Source organism: Streptococcus sp. 151470009-6, assembly GCF_053628175.1.
The window spans coordinates 579,756-603,705 of the sequence record NZ_JBSEZF010000001.1 but is presented as its reverse complement, the minus strand read 5'-3'; the positions used below and the strand labels follow the sequence as shown (position 1 = coordinate 603,705).

22 protein-coding genes and 1 tRNA gene are annotated in these 23,950 nt (G+C 41.7%); all 23 read left to right on the top strand.

From position 1 onward, the window contains the following. The first annotated feature begins 121 nt into the window (after window positions 1-121). The 23 genes from xseA (at window position 122) to ACUW6H_RS03090 (ending at window position 23,822) form a co-directional block, all read left to right on the top strand. A complete protein-coding gene (xseA, locus tag ACUW6H_RS03200; protein WP_454361026.1) occupies window positions 122-1,462 on the top strand; it encodes an exodeoxyribonuclease VII large subunit in 1,341 nt (446 codons plus the stop codon). After that, the gene (locus tag ACUW6H_RS03195; RefSeq protein ID WP_000043226.1) at window positions 1,440-1,652 is read left to right on the top strand and encodes an exodeoxyribonuclease VII small subunit; all 213 of its coding nucleotides are present in this window, start codon (window positions 1,440-1,442) and stop codon (window positions 1,650-1,652) included. Before xseA ends, ACUW6H_RS03195 begins: the two co-directional genes overlap by 23 nt. Next, on the top strand, window positions 1,649-2,524 hold the full coding sequence (locus ACUW6H_RS03190; protein WP_454361022.1) for a polyprenyl synthetase family protein: 876 nt from the start codon (window positions 1,649-1,651) through the stop codon (window positions 2,522-2,524). Before ACUW6H_RS03195 ends, ACUW6H_RS03190 begins: the two co-directional genes overlap by 4 nt. Further along, a complete protein-coding gene (locus ACUW6H_RS03185; RefSeq protein WP_454361019.1) occupies window positions 2,517-3,332 on the top strand; it encodes a TlyA family RNA methyltransferase in 816 nt (271 codons plus the stop codon). The genes ACUW6H_RS03190 and ACUW6H_RS03185 overlap by 8 nt, the downstream gene beginning before the upstream one ends. Further along, window positions 3,325-3,756, top strand: coding sequence for an arginine repressor (locus tag ACUW6H_RS03180; RefSeq protein WP_454361017.1), 432 nt, complete (start codon window positions 3,325-3,327; stop codon window positions 3,754-3,756). Before ACUW6H_RS03185 ends, ACUW6H_RS03180 begins: the two co-directional genes overlap by 8 nt. A 6-nt stretch (window positions 3,757-3,762) precedes the next feature. Beyond that, window positions 3,763-5,430: a DNA repair protein RecN gene (gene recN / locus ACUW6H_RS03175; protein WP_454361015.1), complete on the top strand. Its 1,668-nt coding sequence runs from the start codon at window positions 3,763-3,765 to the stop codon at window positions 5,428-5,430. Continuing rightward, window positions 5,431-6,159 carry a metallophosphoesterase family protein gene (locus ACUW6H_RS03170; RefSeq protein ID WP_454361014.1) on the top strand — a complete coding sequence of 243 codons (729 nt, stop codon included), beginning with the start codon at window positions 5,431-5,433 and terminating at the stop codon, window positions 6,157-6,159. It abuts the gene before it with no gap. A gap of 78 nt (window positions 6,160-6,237) precedes the next feature. Then, a complete protein-coding gene (gene lepA / locus ACUW6H_RS03165; protein ID WP_001047195.1) occupies window positions 6,238-8,061 on the top strand; it encodes a translation elongation factor 4 in 1,824 nt (607 codons plus the stop codon). Between the two features lie 167 nt (window positions 8,062-8,228). Beyond that, entirely contained in the window at window positions 8,229-9,077 is an 849-nt protein-coding gene (gene dprA, locus ACUW6H_RS03160; RefSeq protein WP_454361011.1) for a DNA-processing protein DprA, read from the top strand. 116 nt (window positions 9,078-9,193) lie between these two features. Then, the gene (gene topA / locus ACUW6H_RS03155) at window positions 9,194-11,281 is read left to right on the top strand and encodes a type I DNA topoisomerase (RefSeq protein WP_096406936.1); all 2,088 of its coding nucleotides are present in this window, start codon (window positions 9,194-9,196) and stop codon (window positions 11,279-11,281) included. A gap of 106 nt (window positions 11,282-11,387) precedes the next feature. Further along, window positions 11,388-11,747, top strand: coding sequence for a YbaN family protein (locus ACUW6H_RS03150; RefSeq protein WP_096406939.1), 360 nt, complete (start codon window positions 11,388-11,390; stop codon window positions 11,745-11,747). A 93-nt stretch (window positions 11,748-11,840) separates the two neighbouring features. After that, window positions 11,841-12,473: a copper homeostasis protein CutC gene (locus ACUW6H_RS03145; protein WP_454361009.1), complete on the top strand. Its 633-nt coding sequence runs from the start codon at window positions 11,841-11,843 to the stop codon at window positions 12,471-12,473. 43 nt (window positions 12,474-12,516) lie between these two features. Beyond that, on the top strand, window positions 12,517-13,173 hold the full coding sequence (locus ACUW6H_RS03140; RefSeq protein WP_454361007.1) for an MmcQ/YjbR family DNA-binding protein: 657 nt from the start codon (window positions 12,517-12,519) through the stop codon (window positions 13,171-13,173). A gap of 314 nt (window positions 13,174-13,487) precedes the next feature. Next, window positions 13,488-15,050 (top strand): 2-isopropylmalate synthase, encoded by a 1,563-nt coding sequence (locus ACUW6H_RS03135; protein WP_454361005.1) that lies wholly within the window; start codon window positions 13,488-13,490, stop codon window positions 15,048-15,050. Window positions 15,051-15,061: 11 nt separating this feature from the next. Then, window positions 15,062-16,099: a 3-isopropylmalate dehydrogenase gene (gene leuB / locus ACUW6H_RS03130; RefSeq protein ID WP_454361003.1), complete on the top strand. Its 1,038-nt coding sequence runs from the start codon at window positions 15,062-15,064 to the stop codon at window positions 16,097-16,099. Further along, window positions 16,096-16,365, top strand: a complete 270-nt coding sequence (locus tag ACUW6H_RS03125) for a DUF1294 domain-containing protein (RefSeq protein WP_454361001.1) — start codon at window positions 16,096-16,098, stop codon at window positions 16,363-16,365. Before leuB ends, ACUW6H_RS03125 begins: the two co-directional genes overlap by 4 nt. Window positions 16,366-16,368: 3 nt before the next feature. Beyond that, window positions 16,369-17,751, top strand: a complete 1,383-nt coding sequence (gene leuC / locus ACUW6H_RS03120; RefSeq protein ID WP_454360999.1) for a 3-isopropylmalate dehydratase large subunit — start codon at window positions 16,369-16,371, stop codon at window positions 17,749-17,751. A gap of 9 nt (window positions 17,752-17,760) precedes the next feature. After that, window positions 17,761-18,354: a 3-isopropylmalate dehydratase small subunit gene (gene leuD, locus ACUW6H_RS03115; protein WP_096406957.1), complete on the top strand. Its 594-nt coding sequence runs from the start codon at window positions 17,761-17,763 to the stop codon at window positions 18,352-18,354. Between the two features lie 29 nt (window positions 18,355-18,383). Next, entirely contained in the window at window positions 18,384-19,163 is a 780-nt protein-coding gene (locus ACUW6H_RS03110) for an L-threonylcarbamoyladenylate synthase (protein ID WP_084849756.1), read from the top strand. A gap of 151 nt (window positions 19,164-19,314) precedes the next feature. After that, window positions 19,315-21,225 (top strand): McrB family protein, encoded by a 1,911-nt coding sequence (locus tag ACUW6H_RS03105; protein WP_454360996.1) that lies wholly within the window; start codon window positions 19,315-19,317, stop codon window positions 21,223-21,225. Then, a complete protein-coding gene (locus ACUW6H_RS03100) occupies window positions 21,212-22,528 on the top strand; it encodes an McrC family protein (protein ID WP_454360994.1) in 1,317 nt (438 codons plus the stop codon). The genes ACUW6H_RS03105 and ACUW6H_RS03100 overlap by 14 nt, the downstream gene beginning before the upstream one ends. 169 nt (window positions 22,529-22,697) lie before the next feature. Further along, window positions 22,698-23,684 (top strand): GMP reductase, encoded by a 987-nt coding sequence (locus tag ACUW6H_RS03095; RefSeq protein ID WP_096406965.1) that lies wholly within the window; start codon window positions 22,698-22,700, stop codon window positions 23,682-23,684. A gap of 66 nt (window positions 23,685-23,750) precedes the next feature. Continuing rightward, window positions 23,751-23,822 (top strand) — tRNA-Arg (locus ACUW6H_RS03090). Window positions 23,823-23,950: the final 128 nt, after the last annotated feature.

The window sequence follows — 23,950 nt, the reverse complement described above, 5'->3', positions numbered from 1 at the left end:
AGGAGGCTTGGCCTCCTTTTTCTATTTTTCCTTTCGTTTCGGTAGGAAAAAGGTGATTTTTAAGCATATTTTTGGTATAATAATACCCATGGAAAAGCAAGAAAATGAATAGTAGGTGGAGATGGAAAAGTATTTATCGGTAACAACTTTGACCAAGTATCTGAAAATGAAATTCGATAAAGACCCTTACTTGGAACGGGTCTATTTAACTGGTCAAGTTTCCAACTTTCGTAAAAGACCTACTCACCAATATTTCTCCCTAAAAGATGACCACGCAGTCATTCAAGCGACCATCTGGTCAGGGATCTATCAGAAATTAGGTTTCGACCTTGAAGAAGGGATGAAAATCAATGTGATTGGGCGAGTTCAGGTTTATGAACCGAGCGGGAGCTATTCTATCATCATTGAGAAGGCTGAACCTGATGGAGTTGGTGCGCTTGCGATTCAGTTTGAACAACTCAAGAAAAAACTAACGGAAGAAGGTCTCTTTCAAGAACGGTTCAAGCAGCCTCTGCCCCAGTTTGCTAAGAGAATTGGTGTAGTAACCAGTCGCAGTGGTGCAGTCATCCAGGATATTATCACAACCGTGAGCAGACGTTTTCCTGGTGTCGATATCCTTCTCTATCCGACCAAGGTGCAAGGAGATGGAGCTGCGGAGGAAATTGCTCGAAATATTGCGCGTGCCAATCAACGTGACGATTTGGACTTGCTGATTATTGGACGTGGTGGTGGTTCCATCGAGGATCTCTGGGCCTTTAACGAAGAGATTGTGGTACGGGCTATTTTTGAATCTCGCTTGCCAATCATTTCTAGTGTGGGACATGAGACGGATGTGACCTTGGCAGATTTTGTAGCGGATCGCAGAGCGGCGACGCCAACCGCTGCTGCAGAACTGGCAACGCCTGTCACTAAGTTGGATCTCTTGACTCATTTGCAGAATCAAGAAAAACGATTGGCAACAGCGGTTCAGAATGTCCTGTCAAGGAAAAAAGAAGCTCTGAAAAAATGCAGTCAGTCTGTTATCTTTAGACAGCCAGAGCGTTTGTATGACGGTTATTTGCAACGGTTGGATCAGCTGCAACTGCGCTTAAAACAAAGTTTGCGAACACGGATTTCTGATAGCAAACAGATAGTTCAAGCAAGGACGCATCAACTAGTCCAATTATCACCTGTTACCAAAATCCAACGCTATCAGGACAGGTTAGGTCAGTTGGACAAGCTCTTACGCAGCCAAATGGCGCTGGTTTATGATGCCAAGGTTGCGGAGGTCAAGCGACTTTCAGAAGCCTTGCTGATGTTGGATACCAGTCGAATAGTGGCGCGTGGTTATGCTATTGTCAAAAAAGAAGAGTCCGTTGTGGATTCGGTTGAGAAGTTGAAGAAAAAAGACCACGTGACGCTTTTGATGCGAGATGGTCAGGTAGAATTAGAGGTTAAAGATGTCAAAACAAAAGAAATTTGAGGAAAATCTAGCAGAACTAGAGACCATTGTCCAAAGTTTGGAAAATGGTGAAATTGCTCTAGAAGATGCGATTGCTGCCTTTCAAAAGGGCATGGTCTTGTCAAAAGAGCTCCAAGCGACCTTGGACAAGGCTGAAAAGACCTTGGTCAAGGTCATGCAAGAAGACGGAACAGAAAGTGATTTTGAATGAAGAAGCAAGGAAAATTAGCTCTTGTTGAGTCGGCTTTGGAAGATTTTTATGGAGACCAACAGTTTGCCTCTAGTTTACGAGAGTCTGTTCTCTACTCTATTCATGCTGGCGGCAAGCGTATTCGTCCTTTTCTCTTGTTAGAAGTTCTGGAATCCCTTCAAGTAGTTATCCAACCAGCACATGCTCAAGTGGCAGCGGCCTTGGAAATGATTCACACAGGAAGCTTGATTCACGATGACCTTCCAGCTATGGATGACGACGATTATCGTCGGGGATGCTTGACCAATCATAAAAAATTTGGCGAAGCAATGGCAATTTTAGCAGGAGATGCTTTGTTCTTAGATCCCTTTGCCTTGATAGCGCAGGCAGATTTGCCAAGCCAGATCAAGGTGGACTTGATTGCTAACTTATCCCTTGCGTCAGGTAGTCTGGGCATGGTGGCAGGGCAGGTTCTGGACATGGATGGTGAACGTCAGCACTTGTCCTTGGAAGAACTTCAGACCATTCATGCTAATAAAACAGGTAAGTTACTTGCCTATCCTTTCCAAGCAGCAGCTATCATAGCAGAATTAGCACCAGAGTTACAAGCAAAACTGAAAACTGTGGGTGAATTGATTGGCCTTGCCTTTCAAGTCAGGGATGATGTGTTAGATGTGACCGCTAGTTTTGAGGAAATCGGCAAGACACCACAAAAGGATTTGCAGGCAGAAAAGTCAACCTATCCAGCCTTGTTGGGCTTGAAGGAGGCTGTTGCCTTTTGTAACCAAACCCTGGATCAAGCCAATGCGAAATTAGAAGAAATTGCTGAGCAGGTTAGTTTTGAAACAGAGCCGATTGTGAAAGTAGTAGAAAGTTTGAGAATCAATGGCTAAGGAAAGAGTGGATGTACTAGCTTATAAACAGGGCTTGTTTGAAACGAGAGAACAAGCCAAGCGGGGTGTCATGGCTGGTCTTGTAGTTGCTGTCCTCAATGGAGAGCGCTTTGACAAGCCAGGAGAGAAAATCCCAGATGATACTGAGCTAAAACTCAAAGGTGAAAAACTCAAGTATGTCAGCCGTGGTGGCTTGAAACTGGAAAAGGCCTTGCAGGTCTTTGATTTGTCAGTGGATGGGGCGACCACGATTGATATTGGGGCTTCTACTGGTGGCTTTACCGATGTCATGTTGCAAAATGGTGCTGAGCTTGTTTACGCGGTGGATGTTGGGACTAATCAGTTAGCCTGGAAATTGCGCCAAGATCCTCGGGTTGTCAGCATGGAGCAGTTTAATTTCCGCTATGCAGAAAAGACTGACTTTGAGAAGGAACCAAGTTTTGCCAGTATTGATGTGAGTTTCATTTCCCTTAGTCTGATCTTACCAGCCCTACATCGAGTTTTGGCAGATCAAGGGCAGGTGGTAGCACTTGTCAAACCTCAGTTTGAGGCAGGCCGGGAGCAAATCGGGAAAAATGGAATTATTCGTGATGCCAAGGTTCACCAACATGTCCTTGAATCAGTCACTGATATGGCGGTTGAGCAAGGCTTTTCTGTGCTTGGATTAGACTATTCACCAATCCAAGGTGGACATGGAAACATCGAATTTTTAGCGTATTTGAAAAAAGAAGATGGAGCAAGTAACCAAGTTGCCCCTGAAATAGAAAAAGTTGTAGAGAGAGCACATAGAGAATTTAAAGATGAATAAAAAAGAAAGACTTGAAAAGATTAGAAGATTTGTTACGGATTACCAAATCGGAACACAGGAAGAAATCGTTGAGCACTTAAAGGAAGCAGGTATCTCTGCCACTCAAGCTACTGTGTCAAGAGACATCAAAGAGCTTGGTATTGTTAAAATTCCTTTGAAAAACAACACTTATATCTATGAATTGCCAAAATCGATTGTGAAGAGTTTGCAGTTGGCTGAGAATAACATCGAAGGTTCTCAAGTAATGGGTAACATGCTTAACCTCAGTGTTATTCCTGGAAACACAGTATTTGTGAAAGGTCAGCTGGTTGCAGCATTTTCTGATAAGATTTTTAGCTGTATCGCGGATGATAATTCAATCTTGATTGTGGCAAAAACAGAGGAAGCAGCTAAGGAAATATCTGAACAAGTTAAAAAATGGTAGGTCGATATGTTACTTGAAATTTCGATTAAAAATTTTGCCATTATAGAGGCGATTTCGCTAAATTTTGAAAAAGGGATGACAGTCTTAACTGGTGAAACAGGTGCTGGTAAATCAATCATTATCGATGCCATGAACATGATGCTAGGAGCTAGAGCGGCTACGGATGTCATTCGTCATGGTGCTCCCAAGGCTGAGATTGAAGGGCTTTTCTCTGTTGAGAATAGTCATTCTTTACAAGAACTTTTTGAGGAGCAAGGCTTGGAATTGGGGGATGAGATTATCATCCGTCGTGAAATTCTTCAAAATGGGCGAAGTGTTAGTCGCGTCAATGGACAGATGGTCAATCTTTCTGTCCTGCGTGCAATCGGCCAGCATCTTGTCGATATTCATGGACAACATGACCAAGAAGAGTTAATGCGTCCGCAACTCCATATCCAAATGTTGGATGAATTTGGTGATGCAGCATTTTTTGAGTTGAAACAAGCCTATCAGACAAGCTTTGACGCCTATCGCAAAATGCGTAAACAAGTTCTTGAAGTCAAGAAAAATCAGCAGGAACACAAGGCTCGTATTGAGATGTTGGAATTTCAAATGGCAGAGATTGAGGCGGCAAATTTACAGGCTGGTGAAGACTTGGCTCTCAACCAAGAACGAGATAAACTCCTCAACCATAAAAATATTGCGGATACGCTAACCAATGCCTACAGTATGTTGGACAATGAGGAATTCTCAAGTCTTGCTAATGTTCGTTCCGCTATGAATGACATGGAAAGTGTTGAAGAATACGATCCTGAATACCGTGAAATTTCAAGTTCTCTATCAGAAACCTACTATGTTTTAGAAGATATTAGCAAGCGTTTGGAAGATATTATTGAGGACTTGGATTTTGATGGCAATCGCCTCATGCAGGTTGAAAATCGCTTAGACCTTCTGAATACTATTACCCGTAAGTATGGTGGGACTGTTGATGAGGTCTTGCTTTACTTTACTAAAATTACGGATGAGTACAATCTCTTGACAGGAAATAACCTTTCCTCCGAAGACATGGAAGCAGAGCTTAAAAAATTGGAAGTCAATCTTGTTGATTTGGCAGGGCAGCTTGCCTCAGCTCGCCATGACTTGGCCCAGCAGCTAGAAGCAGAGATAAAACAAGAGTTGCAAGATCTTTATATGGAGAAGGCTCAATTTCAAGTTCGCTTTAGCAAGGGCAAATTCAGCCGTGAAGGAAATGAAGCAGTTGAGTTTTACATTTCTACTAACCCAGGTGAGGACTTTAAACCCTTAGTCAAGGTGGCGTCTGGAGGAGAATTGTCTCGTCTGATGTTGGCTATCAAGTCTGCCTTTTCTCGTAAGGAAGGTAAGACCAGTATTGTCTTTGATGAGGTGGATACGGGAGTTTCAGGTCGTGTTGCTCAAGCTATTGCTCAGAAGATTCACAAGATTGGCCAACATGCTCAGGTTTTAGCAATCTCTCACCTTCCTCAAGTGATTGCGATTGCGGATTATCAATTCTTTATTGAAAAGATTAGTGATGAGCACTCAACTGTTTCGACAGTTCGTCTCTTGACTTTAGAAGAGCGAGTAGAGGAAGTTGCTAAGATGTTAGCAGGAGAGAATGTAACAGAAGCAGCTCTTACCCAAGCGAGAGAATTATTGCAAACGAGGGAGAAATAAATGATAGACTATTATGTAATTGGAGATGTTCACGGGAAAGCAGGTATGCTAGAAGAACTGCTCAAAACCTGGGATGGTCAAACTCAGTTGCTTTTTCTGGGGGATTTGATTGACCGAGGTGAAGATAGTCGCCGTGTTCTAGAAATGGTTAAGGACTTGGTGGACAATCAAGGGGCTATCTGTCTATCAGGAAACCACGAGTATATGTTTCTGACTTGGTTGGACAATCCTGAAGAAAGCTATGACCACTATCGTCGAAATGGTGGTGATACAACTATTAACTCTATCCTAGGTCGTCCCTTGGATGCACCTGTGGATGCAGTTGAAGACGCTAAACGCGTCGAGACGGAAGCAGCAGATTTAGTCGAATTTATTCGTCAAATGCCTTTTGTCGTTGAGACAGATAAGTATATCTTTGTTCATGCGGGTGTTGACTTGACTTTGGATGATTGGCATGAAACTACAGATTATAAAAAAGTCTGGCTCAGAAAACCATTCCACGAAGCGGCCAATCATACTGGGAAAACCATTGTCTTTGGGCATACACCAGTCTATGGTCTACTAGATCAGAAACCAGGTACTGCTGACCTTTGGGTGACAGAAGATGGCAAGATTGGGATGGATGGAGGAGCCGTTTACGGAGGTGTCCTTCATGGTATTGTCTTTACTGACCAAGGCATGACCGAACACTATTTTATTGAAAATGACGGCTTTATCGCCGAAGATTAGTACTCCTTACAGGGTATGGTCTTGTCAAAATGTTAAAAACAATTTATAATAAATAGATACCCTGAAAGGAAGAGAATCATGAATTTAGAAGAATTAAAAAAACGACAGGAGAAGATTCGGAACTTTTCTATCATCGCCCATATTGACCACGGGAAGTCAACGCTGGCAGACCGCATTTTGGAAAAGACGGAGACGGTTTCTAGTCGTGAAATGCAAGCCCAGCTTCTGGATAGTATGGATCTTGAGCGTGAACGTGGGATTACCATCAAACTTAATGCCATCGAGCTCAATTATACTGCTAAAGATGGGGAGACCTATATCTTCCACTTGATTGACACGCCTGGACATGTGGACTTTACCTATGAAGTGTCGCGTTCTCTAGCTGCCTGTGAAGGGGCGATTTTGGTGGTCGATGCAGCCCAAGGGATTGAGGCGCAGACCCTTGCCAATGTTTATCTAGCCTTGGATAATGATTTGGAAATTCTTCCTGTTATTAACAAGATTGACCTACCAGCGGCCGATCCTGAGCGAGTTCGTACAGAGATTGAGGATGTCATCGGACTAGATGCCAGCGAAGCAGTTTTAGCTTCTGCCAAAGCTGGTATTGGTATTGAAGAAATTCTCGAGCAAATCGTAGAGAAAGTTCCCGCACCAACTGGTGATGTTTCAGCTCCACTCAAAGCCTTGATTTTCGACTCAGTTTATGATGCTTATCGTGGGGTTATCCTCCAAGTTCGTGTCATGGACGGAGTTGTTAAACCTGGCGATAAGATTCAGCTCATGAGCAATGGAAAGACCTTTGATGTGACGGAGGTCGGAATTTTCACTCCGAAAGCAGTAGGACGTGATTTCCTAGCCACAGGTGACGTTGGTTATATTGCGGCTTCTATCAAGACGGTTCAAGATACTCGTGTCGGTGATACAGTGACCCTAGCAAGCAATCCTGCCACAGAGCCACTTGATGGTTACAAGCAGATGAACCCTATGGTCTTTGCGGGTCTTTACCCAATTGAGTCAAACAAGTACAATGACCTTCGTGAAGCACTTGAGAAACTGCAGCTCAACGATGCTAGCTTGCAGTTTGAACCAGAAACATCTCAGGCCCTTGGATTTGGTTTCCGTTGTGGATTCCTTGGACTCCTCCATATGGATGTTATCCAAGAGCGTTTAGAGCGCGAGTTTAACATCGACCTCATTATGACAGCTCCTTCTGTTATTTACAAGGTTAACCAAACTGACGGTGAGTCTATGGATGTCTCTAACCCATCAGAATTCCCAGACCCAACTAAGATTGCGACCATTGAAGAACCTTATGTCAAGGCGCAAATCATGGTTCCACAGGAGTTTGTCGGAGCAGTTATGGAATTGGCTCAACGTAAACGTGGGGACTTTGTAACCATGGATTATATTGATGACAATCGTGTTAATGTCATCTATCAAATTCCACTTGCTGAAATTGTCTTTGACTTTTTTGATAAGCTCAAGTCTTCGACGCGTGGTTATGCAAGCTTTGACTACGAATTGTCAGAGTACCGTCCATCGAAGTTGGTCAAAATGGATATCCTTCTCAATGGAGATAAGGTGGATGCTCTTAGCTTTATCGTCCACAAGGACTTTGCCTACGAACGTGGGAAACTCATCGTTGATAAGCTCAAGAAAATCATCCCTCGTCAACAGTTTGAGGTGCCAATTCAGGCAGCTATTGGACACAAGATTGTGGCTCGTACGGATATCAAGGCCCTTCGTAAAAACGTACTTGCCAAGTGTTATGGTGGTGACGTTTCGCGCAAACGCAAACTTCTTGAAAAACAAAAAGCTGGTAAGAAACGTATGAAAGCTATAGGCTCAGTAGAAGTTCCACAAGAAGCTTTCCTTAGCGTCTTAAGCATGGACGAAGAATAGAAATAGAAAACTAAACTCTTGAAGATTTTTCAAGGGTTTTTTCTATTTTTGATAAACGTAAGCTATCAAATACGAAAGCTGAATAAATGAAAAAAAGAAGATCCTTGGTCTTCTTTTTATGATTTTTACGAATAGATAGATGAGTAGCAAAAGAAATGGAGTTGTATATGAAAATCACAAACTATGAGATTTACAAATTAAGAAAAGCAGGCTTGACCAATCAACAGATTTTAACTGTTCTTGAATATGACGAGACTGTAGAGCAGGAACTTTTGTTAGGAGATATTGCTGAAATCTCTGGTTGCCGCAATCCTGCTGTCTTTATGGAACGCTATTTCCAGATAGAAGATGTGCAGTTGGAGAAGGAGTTTCAAAAATTTCCATCCTTCTCGATTCTAGACGACTGTTATCCTTGGGATCTGAGTGAGATTTATGACCCTCCAGCTCTTTTGTTTTACAAAGGGAATCTGGATTTACTGAAGTTTCCAAAGGTTGCTCTTGTAGGGAGTCGTTCTTGTTCGAGCCAAGGTGCTAAGTCGATCCAGAAAATTATCCAAGGTTTAGAAAACGAGTTAATCGTGGTTAGTGGCTTAGCAAAAGGAATCGATACCGCTGCCCATATGGCTGCGCTCCAGAATGGAGGACGAACGATTGCTATCATTGGAACAGGCTTGGATGTTTTTTATCCACGTGCTAATAAACGCTTGCAGGACTACATTGGAAATCATCATCTAGTGCTAAGTGAGTACGGTCCAGGTGAAGAACCCTTGAAATTTCACTTTCCAGCTCGTAATCGCATCATTGCTGGCCTTTGCCGTGGTGTGATCGTTGCAGAGGCAAGGATGCGCTCTGGGAGTCTCATTACCTGTGAACGCGCGATGGAGGAAGGACGCGATGTCTTTGCTATTCCAGGGAACATTCTTGATGGCCATTCAGATGGTTGCCACCACTTGATCCAAGAAGGAGCAAAACTGGTCACAAGTGGTCAAGATGTGTTGGCAGAGTTTGAATTTTAAGGAGAAATTGTTCATTCAGATAAACTTTTCTTCTATATATAGGACTTAGGTCTTGACAGCTATAGAAAAATGGTTTACACTTTATAAAGTTTATTACTTTGAAAAGGTGTGATAGTGTGGCTACGGCAACAAAGAAGAAAAAATCAACAGTTAAAAAAAATCTAGTCATTGTGGAGTCGCCTGCCAAGGCGAAAACGATTGAGAAGTATCTAGGACGAAATTACAAGGTTTTAGCCAGTGTCGGGCATATCCGTGATTTGAAAAAATCCAGTATGTCTGTTGACATTGAAAATAACTACGAACCGCAGTATATCAATATCCGAGGCAAGGGTCCTCTGATCAATGATTTGAAAAAGGAAGCTAAAAAGGCCAATAAAGTCTTTCTGGCGAGTGACCCGGACCGTGAAGGAGAAGCAATTTCCTGGCATTTGGCTCATATCCTTGATTTGGATGAGAATGATGCCAACCGTGTGGTCTTTAATGAAATCACCAAGGACGCAGTGAAAAATGCTTTTAAAGAACCTCGCAAGATTGATATGGACTTGGTCGATGCCCAACAAGCTCGTCGTGTCTTGGACCGCTTAGTAGGCTATTCGATTTCGCCAATTTTGTGGAAAAAGGTCAAGAAGGGCTTATCAGCAGGGCGCGTGCAGTCTGTTGCCCTTAAGCTTATCATTGACCGTGAAAATGAAATCAATGCCTTCCAACCGGAAGAATACTGGACAATTGATGGTGTCTTTAAGAAGGGAACCAAGCAATTTCAAGCTTCTTTCTATGGTATGAATGGCAAAAAGATGAAATTGACCACCAACGAAGAAGTCAAAGAAGTCTTATCCCATTTGACTAGTAAAGATTTCACAGTAGACCAGGTAGATAAGAAAGAACGCAAACGCAATGCGCCCCTACCTTATACGACCTCAACCATGCAAATGGATGCTGCCAACAAAATCAATTTCCGTACTCGTAAGACCATGATGGTTGCCCAACAGCTTTATGAAGGGATTAATATCGGTACAGGTGTGCAAGGTCTGATTACCTATATGCGTACAGACTCGACTCGTATCAGTCCAGTAGCTCAGAACGAAGCTGCAAGCTACATTAACGACCGTTTTGGTAGCAAGTATTCCAAGAATGGTAGCAAGGTCAAGAATGCCTCAGGTGCTCAGGATGCCCACGAAGCCATTCGTCCATCTAGTGTCTTTAACACACCTGAAAGCATCGCAAAATACTTGGACAAAGACCAGCTTAAGCTCTATACCCTTATCTGGAACCGTTTTGTAGCTAGCCAGATGACGGGAGCTATCTTTGATACCATGGCTGTCAAGCTCTCTCAAAATGGAGTCCGGTTCGCAGCAAATGGTAGCCAAGTTAAGTTTGATGGTTATCTTGCTATCTACAATGACTCTGATAAAAACAAGATGTTGCCAGATATGGCTGTTGGAGATGTGGTCAAGCAGGTCAATAGCAAGCCAGAACAACATTTCACCCAACCGCCTGCTCGCTATTCGGAAGCGACTCTTATCAAGACCTTGGAAGAAAATGGTGTTGGTCGTCCTTCAACTTATGCTCCGACCATTGAAACCATCCAGAAACGCTATTATGTTCGTCTGGCAGCCAAACGCTTTGAACCAACAGAATTAGGAGAAATTGTTAACAAGCTCATCGTTGAATATTTCCCAGACATCGTAAATGTGACCTTTACAGCTGAAATGGAAGGAAAACTGGATGATGTCGAAGTTGGAAAAGAACAGTGGCAACGTGTTATTGACGAATTTTACAAACCATTCTCCAAAGATGTAGCCAAGGCTGAAGCTGAAATGGAAAAAATTCAGATCAAGGATGAGCCAGCTGGATTTGACTGTGAAGTCTGTGGAAGTCCAATGGTGATTAAGCTAGGCCGTTTTGGTAAATTCTATGCTTGTAGCAATTTCCCAGAATGCCGTCACACACAAGCGATTGTTAAGGAGATTGGTGTCGAGTGTCCAAGCTGTCATCAAGGACAAATCATTGAACGCAAAACCAAGCGCAATCGAATCTTCTATGGTTGCAATCGCTACCCAGAATGTGAATTTACTTCTTGGGATAAACCAGTTGGACGTGATTGTCCAAAATGTGGTCACTTCCTTATGGAGAAGAAAGTCCGTGGTGGTGGCAAGCAGGTTGTGTGTAGTAATGGCGACTACGAAGAAGAGAAAATTAAATAAAACGAAGTGTCCTGAAAATAAATTTCAGGCTCTTTTTACTTGAAGCTTGACAAATTTCCTCACTTTGTGGGAAACTAGTAGAAGATTATTTCAATTAGGAGAAGACATGCGTATTATTTACCTCAGTATTGGTTTTATTTTTTTGGCTCTAGCTCTTGTAGGTGTTGTCCTGCCGCTCTTGCCAACAACGCCCTTCCTTTTGCTATCAATTGCTTGCTTTTCCAAGTCTTCAAAGAGATTTGAAGACTGGCTTTATCACACCAAGCTCTATCAGACCTATGTAGCTGACTTTCGGGAAACCAAGTCAATAGCGCGAGAACGCAAGAAAAAAATCATCGTATCCATCTATATCTTGATGGGGATTTCTATTTATTTTGCCCCTCTTTTGCCAGTCAAAATCGGTCTGGGAGCCTTGACTATCTTTATCACCTACTATCTCTTTAAAGTCATCCCTGACAAAGAATAGATAAAAATAGTAGTTATTTGCCTTGATAAAAATAAAAGCATATTTAAAATAATATGATATAATAAATTCAAAGAAAACATCAAGGAGAATCAAATGATTTACGAATTTTGTGCTGAAAATGTGACCTTGCTTGAAAAAGCTATGCAGGCTGGGGCTCGTCGAATCGAACTTTGTGATAATTTAGCAGTTGGTGGGACAACACCAAGCTATGGAGTAACCAAGGCAGCTGTTGAATTGGCCGCTAACTACGATAGCACCATCATGACCATGATTCGTCCACGTGGTGGCGACTTTGTTTATCAGGATCTGGAAATTGCCATCATGCTAGAAGACATTCGTTTGACTGCTCAAGCAGGTAGCCAAGGGGTTGTCTTTGGTGCTTTAACTGCTGATAAGAAGTTGGATAAGGTTAATCTAGAGAAGCTGATTGCCGCATCAAAAGGAATGGAAATTGTCTTCCACATGGCTTTTGATGAATTGAGTGATGAAGACCAGTTGGAAGCCATTGACTGGCTCAGCCAAGCTGGTGTTACCCGTATCCTAACTCGTGCTGGAGTTTCTGGGGACTTACTAGAAAAACGTTTTGCCCACTATCACAGAATTTTGGAACATGCAAAAGGTAAAATTGAAATCTTACCAGGCGGAGGGATTGACTTGGACAACCGTCAAACCTTTATCGACCAACTGGGCGTGACACAACTTCACGGTACTAAGGTTGTCTTTTAAAAAATAGAAAGGAACTGCTAGCTTTGGGTAGCAGTTTTCACTTATGTTTGAAATTTTTAAATCCTATCAGTTGAATCAAGAAAAAGCCAGTGCTTACGGTTTTATAGAAAATGAGGGAGTCTGGAGCGATACTTTCCAGATCTTGGATGGCGACTTTGTCATGACTGTGTCCATCACAACGGATAATGTGAGCTTTCAAGTTTTTGATCAGGAAACGGGTGACCTTTATCCTCAAGTCCATATGGAAAGTATGAGAGGGTCTTTTGTTGGAAGTGTCCGTGAGGCTTGTTTGGAGATTCTCTATCAGATTCGGAAGGCTTGTTTTGACGTGCAGGATTTTATCTGTCCTCAGACTAAGCGCATCATGGCTCAAGTTCAAGAAAAGCATGGCAATCAGTTGGAATATCTGTGGGAGAAATCTCCTGATACAGCGGTATTACGTCATGAAGACAGTCAAAAGTGGTATGCTGTTTTAATGAGAATTCCTTGGGATAGGCTAGATAAGGGGAGAGAAGGGCTAGTGGAAGCAGTCAACCTCAAACATGACCAAGTAGCTGACTTGCTTTCACAAAAGGGTATTTACCCTGCCTTTCATATGAACAAACGCTACTGGATTAGTCTTGCTCTTTATGATAGTTTATCGGATAACGAAGTTCTAGATTTGCTAGAAATCAGTTGGAATTTGACATTGAAAAAGTAAGGAAATTCCCTTGTGTTTTCAAATACTTTCAATTAGCAAAATATTCTTTACTGAAGAAATTTTCAGAAAATATTGGATTTTTTCTTGACAAGAGATTTTTCCTATGCTAAAATACTAAACAAGATATCAAACGAAGGAGAAAGTCAAACATGAAAACAGCTAAGTTTAATCAATTTGCTTTGTTGTTGAGGTACTCGGGCTAGTGCAAAAGCATTAGTCCTGTTTGGCTTACCAAGCGGGAGTAAATCAACATCTCGCTTGGGTTTCCGAGCGAGATGTTTTTTCTATACTGAAATTTTGAAGGGGGAATTCTCATGCGTAGAGTTGAGTTTTTAGATACCAGTCTCCGTGATGGTGAGCAGACACCAGGCGTTAACTTTTCAATCAAGGAAAAGGTCGCCATTGCAAGACAGCTGGAGAAATGGGGGATTTCGGCTATCGAAGCTGGTTTTCCAGCGGCGAGTCCAGATTCATTTAAAGCAGTTCAGGAGATTGCCAAGGTCTTGAAGAAAACAGCGGTGACAGGTTTGGCACGTTCGGTCAAGTCTGATATAGATGCTTGTTATGAGGCGCTCAAGGATGCCAAGTATCCTCAGGTTCACGTCTTTATCGCGACTAGTCCGATTCACCGTAAGTATAAGCTCAATAAGAGCAAGGAAGAGATTTTGGAAGCAATCAGTGAACATGTTTCTTATGCTCGTTCTAAGTTTGAAATTGTCGAATTTTCTCCAGAGGATGCGACCAGAACAGAATTGGATTTCCTCTTGCAAGTTGTTCAGACAGCTGTGGATGCTGGGGCAACTTATATCAATATCCCTGACACGGTTGGATTTACGACGCCAGAGGAATATGGTGCCATCTTCAAATACTTAATTGAGAATGTCAAGACCGATCGTCAGATTATCTATTCTCCTCACTGTCATGATGATCTTGGAATGGCTGTAGCTAATAGCCTTGCTGCTGTTAAGAATGGAGCAGGACGAGTCGAAGGAACCATCAATGGTATCGGGGAGAGAGCTGGCAATGCTGCTTTGGAAGAAATTGCAGTGGCGCTTAATATTCGCCAAGATTACTACCAAGCAGAAACCAGTATTGTCTTAAACGAAACCATCAATACGTCAGAAATGGTTTCTCGCTTCTCAGGTATTCCAGTTCCTAAAAACAAGGCGGTTGTTGGAGGAAATGCCTTCTCTCACGAGTCTGGTATTCACCAAGATGGGGTTCTTAAAAATCCTCTTACCTATGAAATTATTACACCTGAATTGGTTGGTGTCAAGTGTAACAGTCTTCCGCTTGGTAAATTGTCCGGTCGCCACGCTTTTGTAGAAAAACTAAGAGATTTGGCTCTAGACTTTACTGAAGAAGACATCAAACCACTCTTTGCTAAGTTCAAGGCACTAGCGGACAAAAAGCAAGAAATCACAGATGCAGATATTCGTGCTCTGGTAGCTGGAATCATGGTTGAAAACCCAGAAGGATTCCACTTTGATGATTTACAACTTCAAACCCATGCGGATAAAGACATTGAAGCGCTTGTCAGCCTTGCTAATATGGATGGTGAGAAGGTTGAGTTTAGTGCGACCGGACAAGGTTCTGTTGAGGCTATCTTCAACGCTATCGATAAGTTCTTCAACCAATCTGTCCGCTTGGTGTCCTATACCATTGATGCTGTGACAGATGGGATCGATGCCCAGGCTCGTGTCTTGGTCACTGTTGAAAACAGAGATACAGAAACCATCTTTAACGCGGCAGGTCTTGACTTCGATGTATTGAAGGCTTCGGCGATTGCCTACATCAATGCCAATACCTTTGTTCAAAAGGAGAATGCTGGTGAGATGGGGCGTAGTGTTTCCTACCGAGATATGCCTAGTGTGTAAAGGAGAAAACTATGACAAAGAAAATAGTAGCTCTAGCAGGGGACGGAATCGGTCCAGAAATCATGGAAGCTGGTTTGGAAGTTTTGGAGACCCTAGCTGAAAAAACGGGCTTTTACTATGAGATAGATGGGCGACCTTTTGGAGGGGCAGGTATTGATGTTGAGGGGCATCCCTTACCTGATGAGACCCTCAAGGCATGTAGAGGAGCAGATGCTATTCTCCTAGCGGCTATTGGTAGTCCCCAGTATGATGGGGCAGCGATTCGGCCTGAACAAGGACTGCTGGCCCTCCGTAAGGAACTCAATCTTTATGCCAATATTCGCCCTGTAAAAATCTTTGAAAGTCTCAAACATTTGTCACCTCTCAAACCTGAACAAATTGCTGGTGTGGACTTTGTCGTGGTGCGTGAGCTGACAGGAGGGATTTACTTTGGAGATCATATTCTTGAAGATCGAAAAGCGCGTGATATCAACGACTACAGCTATGAGGAAGTGGAGCGGATTCTTCGCAAGGCATTTGAAATCGCAAGCAATCGCAGAAAAATCGTTACTAGTATCGATAAGCAGAATGTTTTGGCAACATCAAAACTTTGGCGGAGAGTAGCTGAGGAAGTCGCAAAGGATTTCCCAGATGTGACCTTGGAACACCAGTTGGTGGACTCAGCTGCCATGCTCATGATTACCAATCCTGCTAAGTTTGATGTCATCGTAACGGAGAATCTTTTCGGAGATATCTTATCTGATGAATCAAGCGTTTTATCAGGCACACTTGGCGTCATGCCATCAGCTAGTCATTCTGAAAAGGGGCCAAGTCTTTATGAGCCTATTCATGGTTCAGCGCCTGATATTGCAGGTCAGGGAATTGCCAATCCTATTTCCATGATTTTATCAGTAGCCATGATGTTGAGAGATAGTTTTGGACGTTTTGAGGATGCAGAGCGTATCGAGCATGCTGTTGAAGCCAGTTTGGCAGCAGGAATTTTAACGAGAGATATAGGAGGAAAGGCTTCTACCAAGGAAATGACGGAAGCCATCATTGAAAGACTATGAAGATAAACGAAGGAATCGCTCTTACTCTCTTGATTTGGAATGTCATAATTTTCATCATATATGGAATCGACAAATTCAAGGCAAGGAGAGGTGCTTGGCGGATCCCAGAGAAAATTCTCTTGACGATAGCACTTGTCTGTGGTGGATTTGGTGCCTGGTTGGCAGGAATCACCTTTCACCATAAAACTAGAAAATGGTATTTTAAAACGGTTTGGTTCCTTGGCATGGTAACCACACTAGTAGCCCTATATTTCATTTGGAGGTAATGGATGGCAGGAAAATCGATTTTTGATAAATTATGGGACCGCCATGTCATCACAGGAGAAGAGGGGCAGCCCCAACTCATGTATGTGGACCAGCACTATATTCATGAAGTGACTAGTCCCCAAGCTTTTCAAGGATTACGAGATGCAGGTCGCAGATTGAGACGGCCAGACTTGACATTTGGAACCTTTGACCACAATGTACCAACTGTCAATATCTACGATATTCGAGATGTGATTTCTAAGGCTCAAATTGATAAGCTTGCTGAAAATGTTGAGGAGTTTGGGATTGAACATGCGGCCCACGGTTCTGAAAAGCAGGGAATCGTTCACATGGTAGGTCCAGAAACAGGACGGACGCAACCAGGAAAATTCATCGTCTGTGGAGACAGTCACACAGCTACCCACGGAGCTTTCGGAGCTATCGCCTTTGGGATTGGGACCAGTGAGGTCGAGCATGTTTTTGCTACCCAGACTCTCTGGCAGGTCAAACCCAAGAAAATGCTGGTAGAATTCACTGGTGTTCCTCAAAAAGGAGTCTATTCCAAGGATTACATTCTCGCCTTGATTGCCAAGTTCGGCGTTGCTTGTGGTGTAGGCTATGTGGTGGAATATCGTGGGCAAGCGATTGATGCTTTGACCATGGAAGAGCGAATGACCATCTGCAATATGTCCATCGAGTTTGGCTCTAAGATGGGCATCATGAATCCAGATCAGACTACCTATGACTATCTCAAGGGACGGGAATGCGTTCCAGAAGATTTCGAAGAGGCGGTTGCTGACTGGAAGACGCTTGTCAGTGATGAGGATGCTGTCTATGATAAGGTTATCCAGATGGATGTCTCTGACTTGGCACCCATGGTGACCTGGGGAACTAATCCTGCTATGGGGGTTGACTTTGATAGTAGCTTCCCAGAAATTAAGGATATGAATGATGAGCGAGCCTACAATTACATGGACTTGGAGCCTGGTCAAAAGCCAGCAGATATTGAACTAGGTTATATCTTTATCGGCTCTTGTACCAATGCTCGTCTCAGTGACTTGCAACTGGCTGCGCGATTTGTCAAAGGGAAGAAGATTGCTCCCAATCTAACAGCAATCGTAGTACCAGGCTCTCGTCCTGTGAAACGAGCTGCTGAGAAGTTGGGCTTGGATAAGGTTTTCTTAGACGCTGGCTTTGAGTGGAGAGACCCAGGTTGCTCTATGTGCCTAGGTATGAATCCCGACAAGGTTCCTGATGGTGTCCACTGTGCCTCAACCAGTAACCGCAACTTTGAGGACAGACAAGGATTTGGTGCTAAAACCCATCTCTGCAGTCCAGCCATGGCAGCTGCAGCGGCTATCGCAGGGCGCTTCGTAGATGTTCGGCAAATGCCAGAGGCCCAGTAAGGAGAGGATATGGAGAAATTTACAGTTTATACGGGAACGACCGTTCCTCTCATGAATGATAACATTGATACTGACCAAATCCTTCCCAAGCAGTTTCTCAAGTTAATTGATAAGAAAGGCTTTGGTAAGTATCTCATGTATGCTTGGCGTTATCTGGACGATAACTACACTGAGGATCCAGACTTTGTCTTTAACCGACCTGAATATCGAAAAGCCAGTATCCTCATCTCAGGGGATAACTTTGGGGCAGGTTCTTCGAGAGAACACGCAGCTTGGGCTCTAGCCGACTATGGTTTTAAGGTTGTGATTGCAGGATCTTTCGGAGACATTCATTACAATAATGAACTCAATAATGGCATGTTGCCCATTGTCCAGCCCAGAGATGTTCGAGAGAAACTAGCCCAACTCAAACCGACTGACCAGGTAACTGTGGACTTGGAACAACAGAAAATCATCTCACCAGTTGGAGAATTCACTTTTGAAATTGATAGCGAATGGAAACACAAACTCTTAAATGGTTTGGATGATATCGGTATTACTTTGCAGTATGAAGATTTGATTGCTGCTTATGAAAAACAACGCCCAGCCTATTGGCAGGAATAGAATAAAAATAGAAAAGGAACTATAGAACTATGACAAAACACATTCAATGGAACGGAACACTTTCTCAAGAAGGCTATGACATTTTAAAAGGTGAGGGCGGATGTATCGTTTGCCCCACAAAAGTTGGTTACATTATCATGACGAGCGATAAGGCAGGTCTTGAACGCAAATTTGAAGCTAAAGAGCGTAACCGTAACAAACCAGGTGTTGTGCTTTGTGGTAGCATGGACGAGCTACGCGCTTTAGCACAACTCAACCCAGAAATTGAAGCCTTCTACCAAAAACATTGGGACGAAGACATTCTCCTTGGTTGTATCCTTCCTTGGAAACCAGAAGCTTTTGAAAAACTCAAAGCATACGGTGATGGCCGTGAAGAACTCATGACTGACGTTCGTGGTACTAGCTGTTTTGTCATCAAGTTTGGTAAAGCTGGTGAACAGTTGGCTGCAAAACTTTGGGAAGAAGGCAAGATGGTCTATGCCTCATCAGCTAACCCATCTGGTAAAGGAAACCGTGGTAAGGTGGAAGGTATCGGTCAACGTATCGAAGGAGCAGTGGACCTTGTCATCGAAGCAGACGACTATGTGGCATCTATCCAACCTGACAAAACGATTGAAACTCGCTACGAGCAAGGTGTGATGGTATCTATGGTTGATAAAGATGGTAAGCTCATCCCAGAACAAGGAGGAGACCGTTCAATCTCACCAGCACCAGTCGTGATCCGTAAAGGACTTGACATTGATAAAATCATGATGCATTTGTCAGATACCTTTAACTCATGGGACTACCGTCAGGGTGAGTATTACTAAGATAAAAAAGAGTCTAGTGTTAAGAGGGAATAAAACCCTCTACTCTAGGCTTTTTCTTTAGAAATTCTTTTCATTTCCCATAGGATATGATATTCTATATATGAAATATATAGTTTTTTATTCGAACATTATTATAAAAGGAGTAAGATTGATGGATAAAAGAAAGGTTAGCTTGGAAGATTTTTATGCTTGGTATCAAGAAAATAAAATAAGATTAAGAGAAGATGCATTTAAATATAGTGTTCACAATGAAAAATTACGTGAAGAATTTCTTAAAGAATGGCCACTTGATAGAATTTTAACCATGTCTATCGATGAATACGTCATTGGGAAAGGTGCTAAAAGTAATTCTTTTTGCTATGCTCTTGAGATAGGAAAGTACCAATCATTATTTATGGGGATTGGTGGAGGAGGTTCTTCAAAATTTGGTATTTATTGGAATGAGGATACCAAAAGCTATAAGAATCAAGCAAATAAAATCATTCCAGAATCAGAACTAGAAGACCGATTTAACAAATTAAAATCGGATTTGTATGAGATCATCCAAGCTGGTAGAATGTTGGATTTCAATAATCCTATCTTTGACATGAAACAGTCAAAGAATGAATTTATTAGGCGTTCTGCAGTGGTAACAAAACTACTTTGTATTTATTCTGAGAATCCTTCTTTTTTAGGAGTAAATATGAATAGTCAAAATGAATTTTGGAATAGGTTGATTCCCCAAAGCAATCAAGGAGGGCCCTATCGTCAGAATCATGAGATTTGTAAACTGTTTTCTAAAACATATCCTGAACTAGAATCTTCAATGTTGGGTAGTATTTTATTTGAATATTCAAAAGATTTTATAGACAGTGATAATAAGCAAGGAGAGAAAGAAATGTCTGAACAAAATAATATTCATCATCCCTTGAGTAATATCTTGTTACAATCCAAAAACCTCATCCTCCGTGGTGCTCCTGGCACAGGAAAAACTTATCTTGCTAAAGAAATTGCGGCAGAGCTAACGGGTGGTAATGAAGATCAAATCGGCTTTGTACAGTTTCACCCATCTTATGATTATACGGATTTTGTAGAGGGTTTGAGACCGGTATCAAATGGCGATGGAGCTATTGAGTTTAGGCTACAGGATGGTATTTTTAAAGATTTTTGTCAGAAAGCAAAAGAAGCCCAATTGATTGGAGGACAAGATAATTTTGATGAAGCTTGGGATTCTTACTTAGAATATATAAATGTTGCTGAAGAAAAAGAATATATAACAAAAACATCTTACTTATCTGTCAATAGTAGACAAAATTTGTCAGTAAATTATGATAGTGGTGTTCCAGGATGGTCACTACCTCGCAAATATGTTTACGAGTTGTATAAAGATAAAAATTATAATAAGCAAGAATACTACAAAAGTGGTGGAAGAACTGTCCTAGAAATATTGAGAAAGAGATTTGGTCTGAAAGAATACCTTTCTCCAACAGAGGTTGACACAGACAAGAAATTCGTTTTCATCATCGATGAGATCAATCGTGGGGAGATTTCTAAAATTTTTGGCGAACTCTTTTTCTCTATCGACCCTGGTTATCGTGGTGAAAAGGGAAGTGTTTCTACCCAATATGCCAATCTACACGAAACTGATGAAAAGTTTTATATCCCTGAAAATGTCTACATCATCGGAACTATGAATGATATTGATCGTTCAGTGGATACCTTTGATTTTGCTATGCGTCGTCGTTTTCGTTTTGTTGAAGTTACTGCTGAAAGTCAAGTTGCTATGTTGGATAAAGAACTGGGTATTCATGCTGAAGAAGCTAAAACTCGACTAAGGAACTTGAATGTTGCTATCGAAAATGTTCAGGAGCTAAACAGTCATTATCATATCGGACCAAGTTATTTCCGTAATTTAAAAGAATTGGATTATGATTATGAATTACTCTGGTCTGATTATCTCAAACCACTTTTGGAAGATTACTTTCGTGGTTCTTATGAAGAAGACGAAATACTGAATACTTTGAAAAAAGCATATGATTTGACAAATCAGCAAGATATTGGTGATGACGATGCAGTTAACTGACAATCAACAGGCCTTAAACAAAGAAGAGTTTATCACAGAATATCCTAAAATTAGTCAAGTTCTTTTAGATAGAACTCTAGATAATCTTTCTCAAGAAGATAGTATCTTTATATTTCCAAACGACCTGAAAAATTCTCCTGATTTGGATAAGGACCAAAAGATTTTGGAAACAGTCAATCAGAAAATTAAAACAGGGAATGTGATTGGATTTCTGGGGTGTGGTCAGGAGAGATTAACCATTTCTTCTCGCTTTTCGAGTAAAAGTGATGACTATTTTTTGCATTATCTATTGCAGAAAGTTCTAAATATCAATCTCACTAGTTTGGATGTTGGTTTATCGCGCGAGGAAAGACTCTATCAGCTTTTAATCTACCTCTTTCCAAAGTATCTGCAAGTCGCTCTCCGAAAAGGTCTTTATAAGGAATACCAAAGATTTTCTCATAACGATAGTCATGTAAAGGGAGTGATTGATGTAAGAAATCATCTCAAGAAAAACCTTCCTTTTATGGGAAATGTTGCCTACACAACGAGAGAATTCACCTATGATAATCCCCTCATGCAGTTGATCCGTCACACTATTGAATACATTAAAAACCAGAAAGGCATTGGTCAAGGAGTATTTGATAATCTCTTAACTAGTCGTGAAAATGTATCTGAAATCGTGCGTGTAACGCCCTCTTATAAACTAGCTAATCGTGCCAAGATTATCAGAATGAATAAAATCAAACCTATTCGACACGCCTATTTCAGAGAGTATAGAAAGTTACAGGAGCTTTGCCTGATGATCCTAAATAGAGAGAAGCATGGGTTAGGATATCAAGAGCAAAAAATCCATGGTATTCTTTTTGATGTTGCTTGGCTTTGGGAAGAATATGTTCATACCTTGTTGCCAAAAGATTTCATCCATCCACGAAATAAGGATAAGACGGACGGAATTTCAGTATTTTCTAATCGTGAAAGAAAAGTATTTCCAGATTTTTATCATAAAGAGTTAAAAATAGTTTTAGATGCTAAATATAAAGAACTGGAGTTCACTGAAAAAGGAATCAACCGTGAGGACTTATTCCAGCTGATTTCCTATTCTTATATTTTAAAAGCTGAGAAAGCTGGTCTTGTTTTTCCGAGCAAGGACAAGGTTATTGATATTGAAATAGGAAAGCTAGCAGGTTATGGAGCTTTGTTGAAGAAGTGGTCTATTCGAATACCTCAGAATGCCTCATCCTATAGTGCATTTTGTGAAATGATGGAAAATTCAGAAGAAAATTTTAAAGCGGTTATTGATGAAGAAGTGGGGAGAAACTAATCTCCTCATTTTTTATCTTAAAATCATAAAAAACGAACATTATTGTTTTATAATTGAAATTATTTGACAAAAACTGTACTTTGGTTTATAATGAATCAAGGAAACGTCGCAAAAGGCGTAGGGATGCGCAAGCATAGGTAGGTCATTACAAGAGAAGCGAGACATCGATATGTTAAATGAATTTCCAATTTTTGATTACGAAGATATTCAGTTGATCCCTAATAAATGTGTCATTAAAAGCCGTGCAGAAGCGGATACAAGTGTCACACTTGGAAATCACACTTTCAAACTACCTGTTGTACCAGCCAACATGCAGACGATTTTGGATGAGAATGTCGCAGAGCAACTGGCTAAAGGCGGATACTTCTACATTATGCACCGTTTTGATGAGGCGGGACGCATTCCTTTTATCAAACGCATGCACGTTCAAGGGCTCATTGCTTCCATTTCTGTTGGTGTCAAGGATTACGAGTATGACTTTGTTAGCCAGCTCAAAGCTGATGCTCCGGAATATATCACGATTGATATTGCTCATGGTCATGCAGATAGTGTGATTTCAATGATTCAGCACATCAAGAAAGAATTGCCAGATACTTTTGTCATTGCTGGAAATGTGGGAACACCAGAAGCTGTACGTGAATTGGAAAATGCAGGTGCGGATGCTACCAAGGTTGGAATTGGTCCTGGTAAGGTTTGTATCACCAAGGTTAAGACTGGTTTTGGTACAGGTGGTTGGCAGTTGGCAGCACTACGCTGGTGTGCTAAGGCAGCTCGTAAACCAATCATCGCTGATGGTGGGATTCGTACTCATGGCGATATTGCCAAGTCTATCCGTTTCGGTGCTAGCATGGTTATGATTGGTTCTCTTTTTGCAGGACATATCGAAAGCCCAGGAAAGACGATTGAAGTCGACGGCGAACAGTTCAAAGAATACTATGGTTCAGCTTCACAATACCAAAAAGGAGCTTATAAAAACGTGGAGGGAAAACGCATCTTACTTCCTGCAAAAGGGTATTTGCAAGATACCCTTACCGAGATGGAGCAGGATCTGCAGAGTGCCATTTCCTACGCAGGTGGACGCAAGGTTGCCGACCTTAAACATGTTGATTATGTGATCGTGAAAAACTCTATCTGGAACGGAGATGCGTCCCACTAATGGACGCATACTCCACCCCAAAAAACTTGTTATTAGAGCAAATTTCTGTTATAATAAGACAAGTTTCCACCCTTAGTGTAATGGATATCACGTAAGATTCCGGTTCTTGAGATGGGGGTTCGATTCCCTCAGGGTGGATGTAAACAGCCTAAAAAAGCCTTATTTAAAGGCTTTTTTCTTTATACTGCCCCTAAAATTGAAAATTGTCTTCTAAAAAATGCTCAATTCCCCTCCAGTCCCGTTTTAAAGTGACTCAGGGTGCTTTT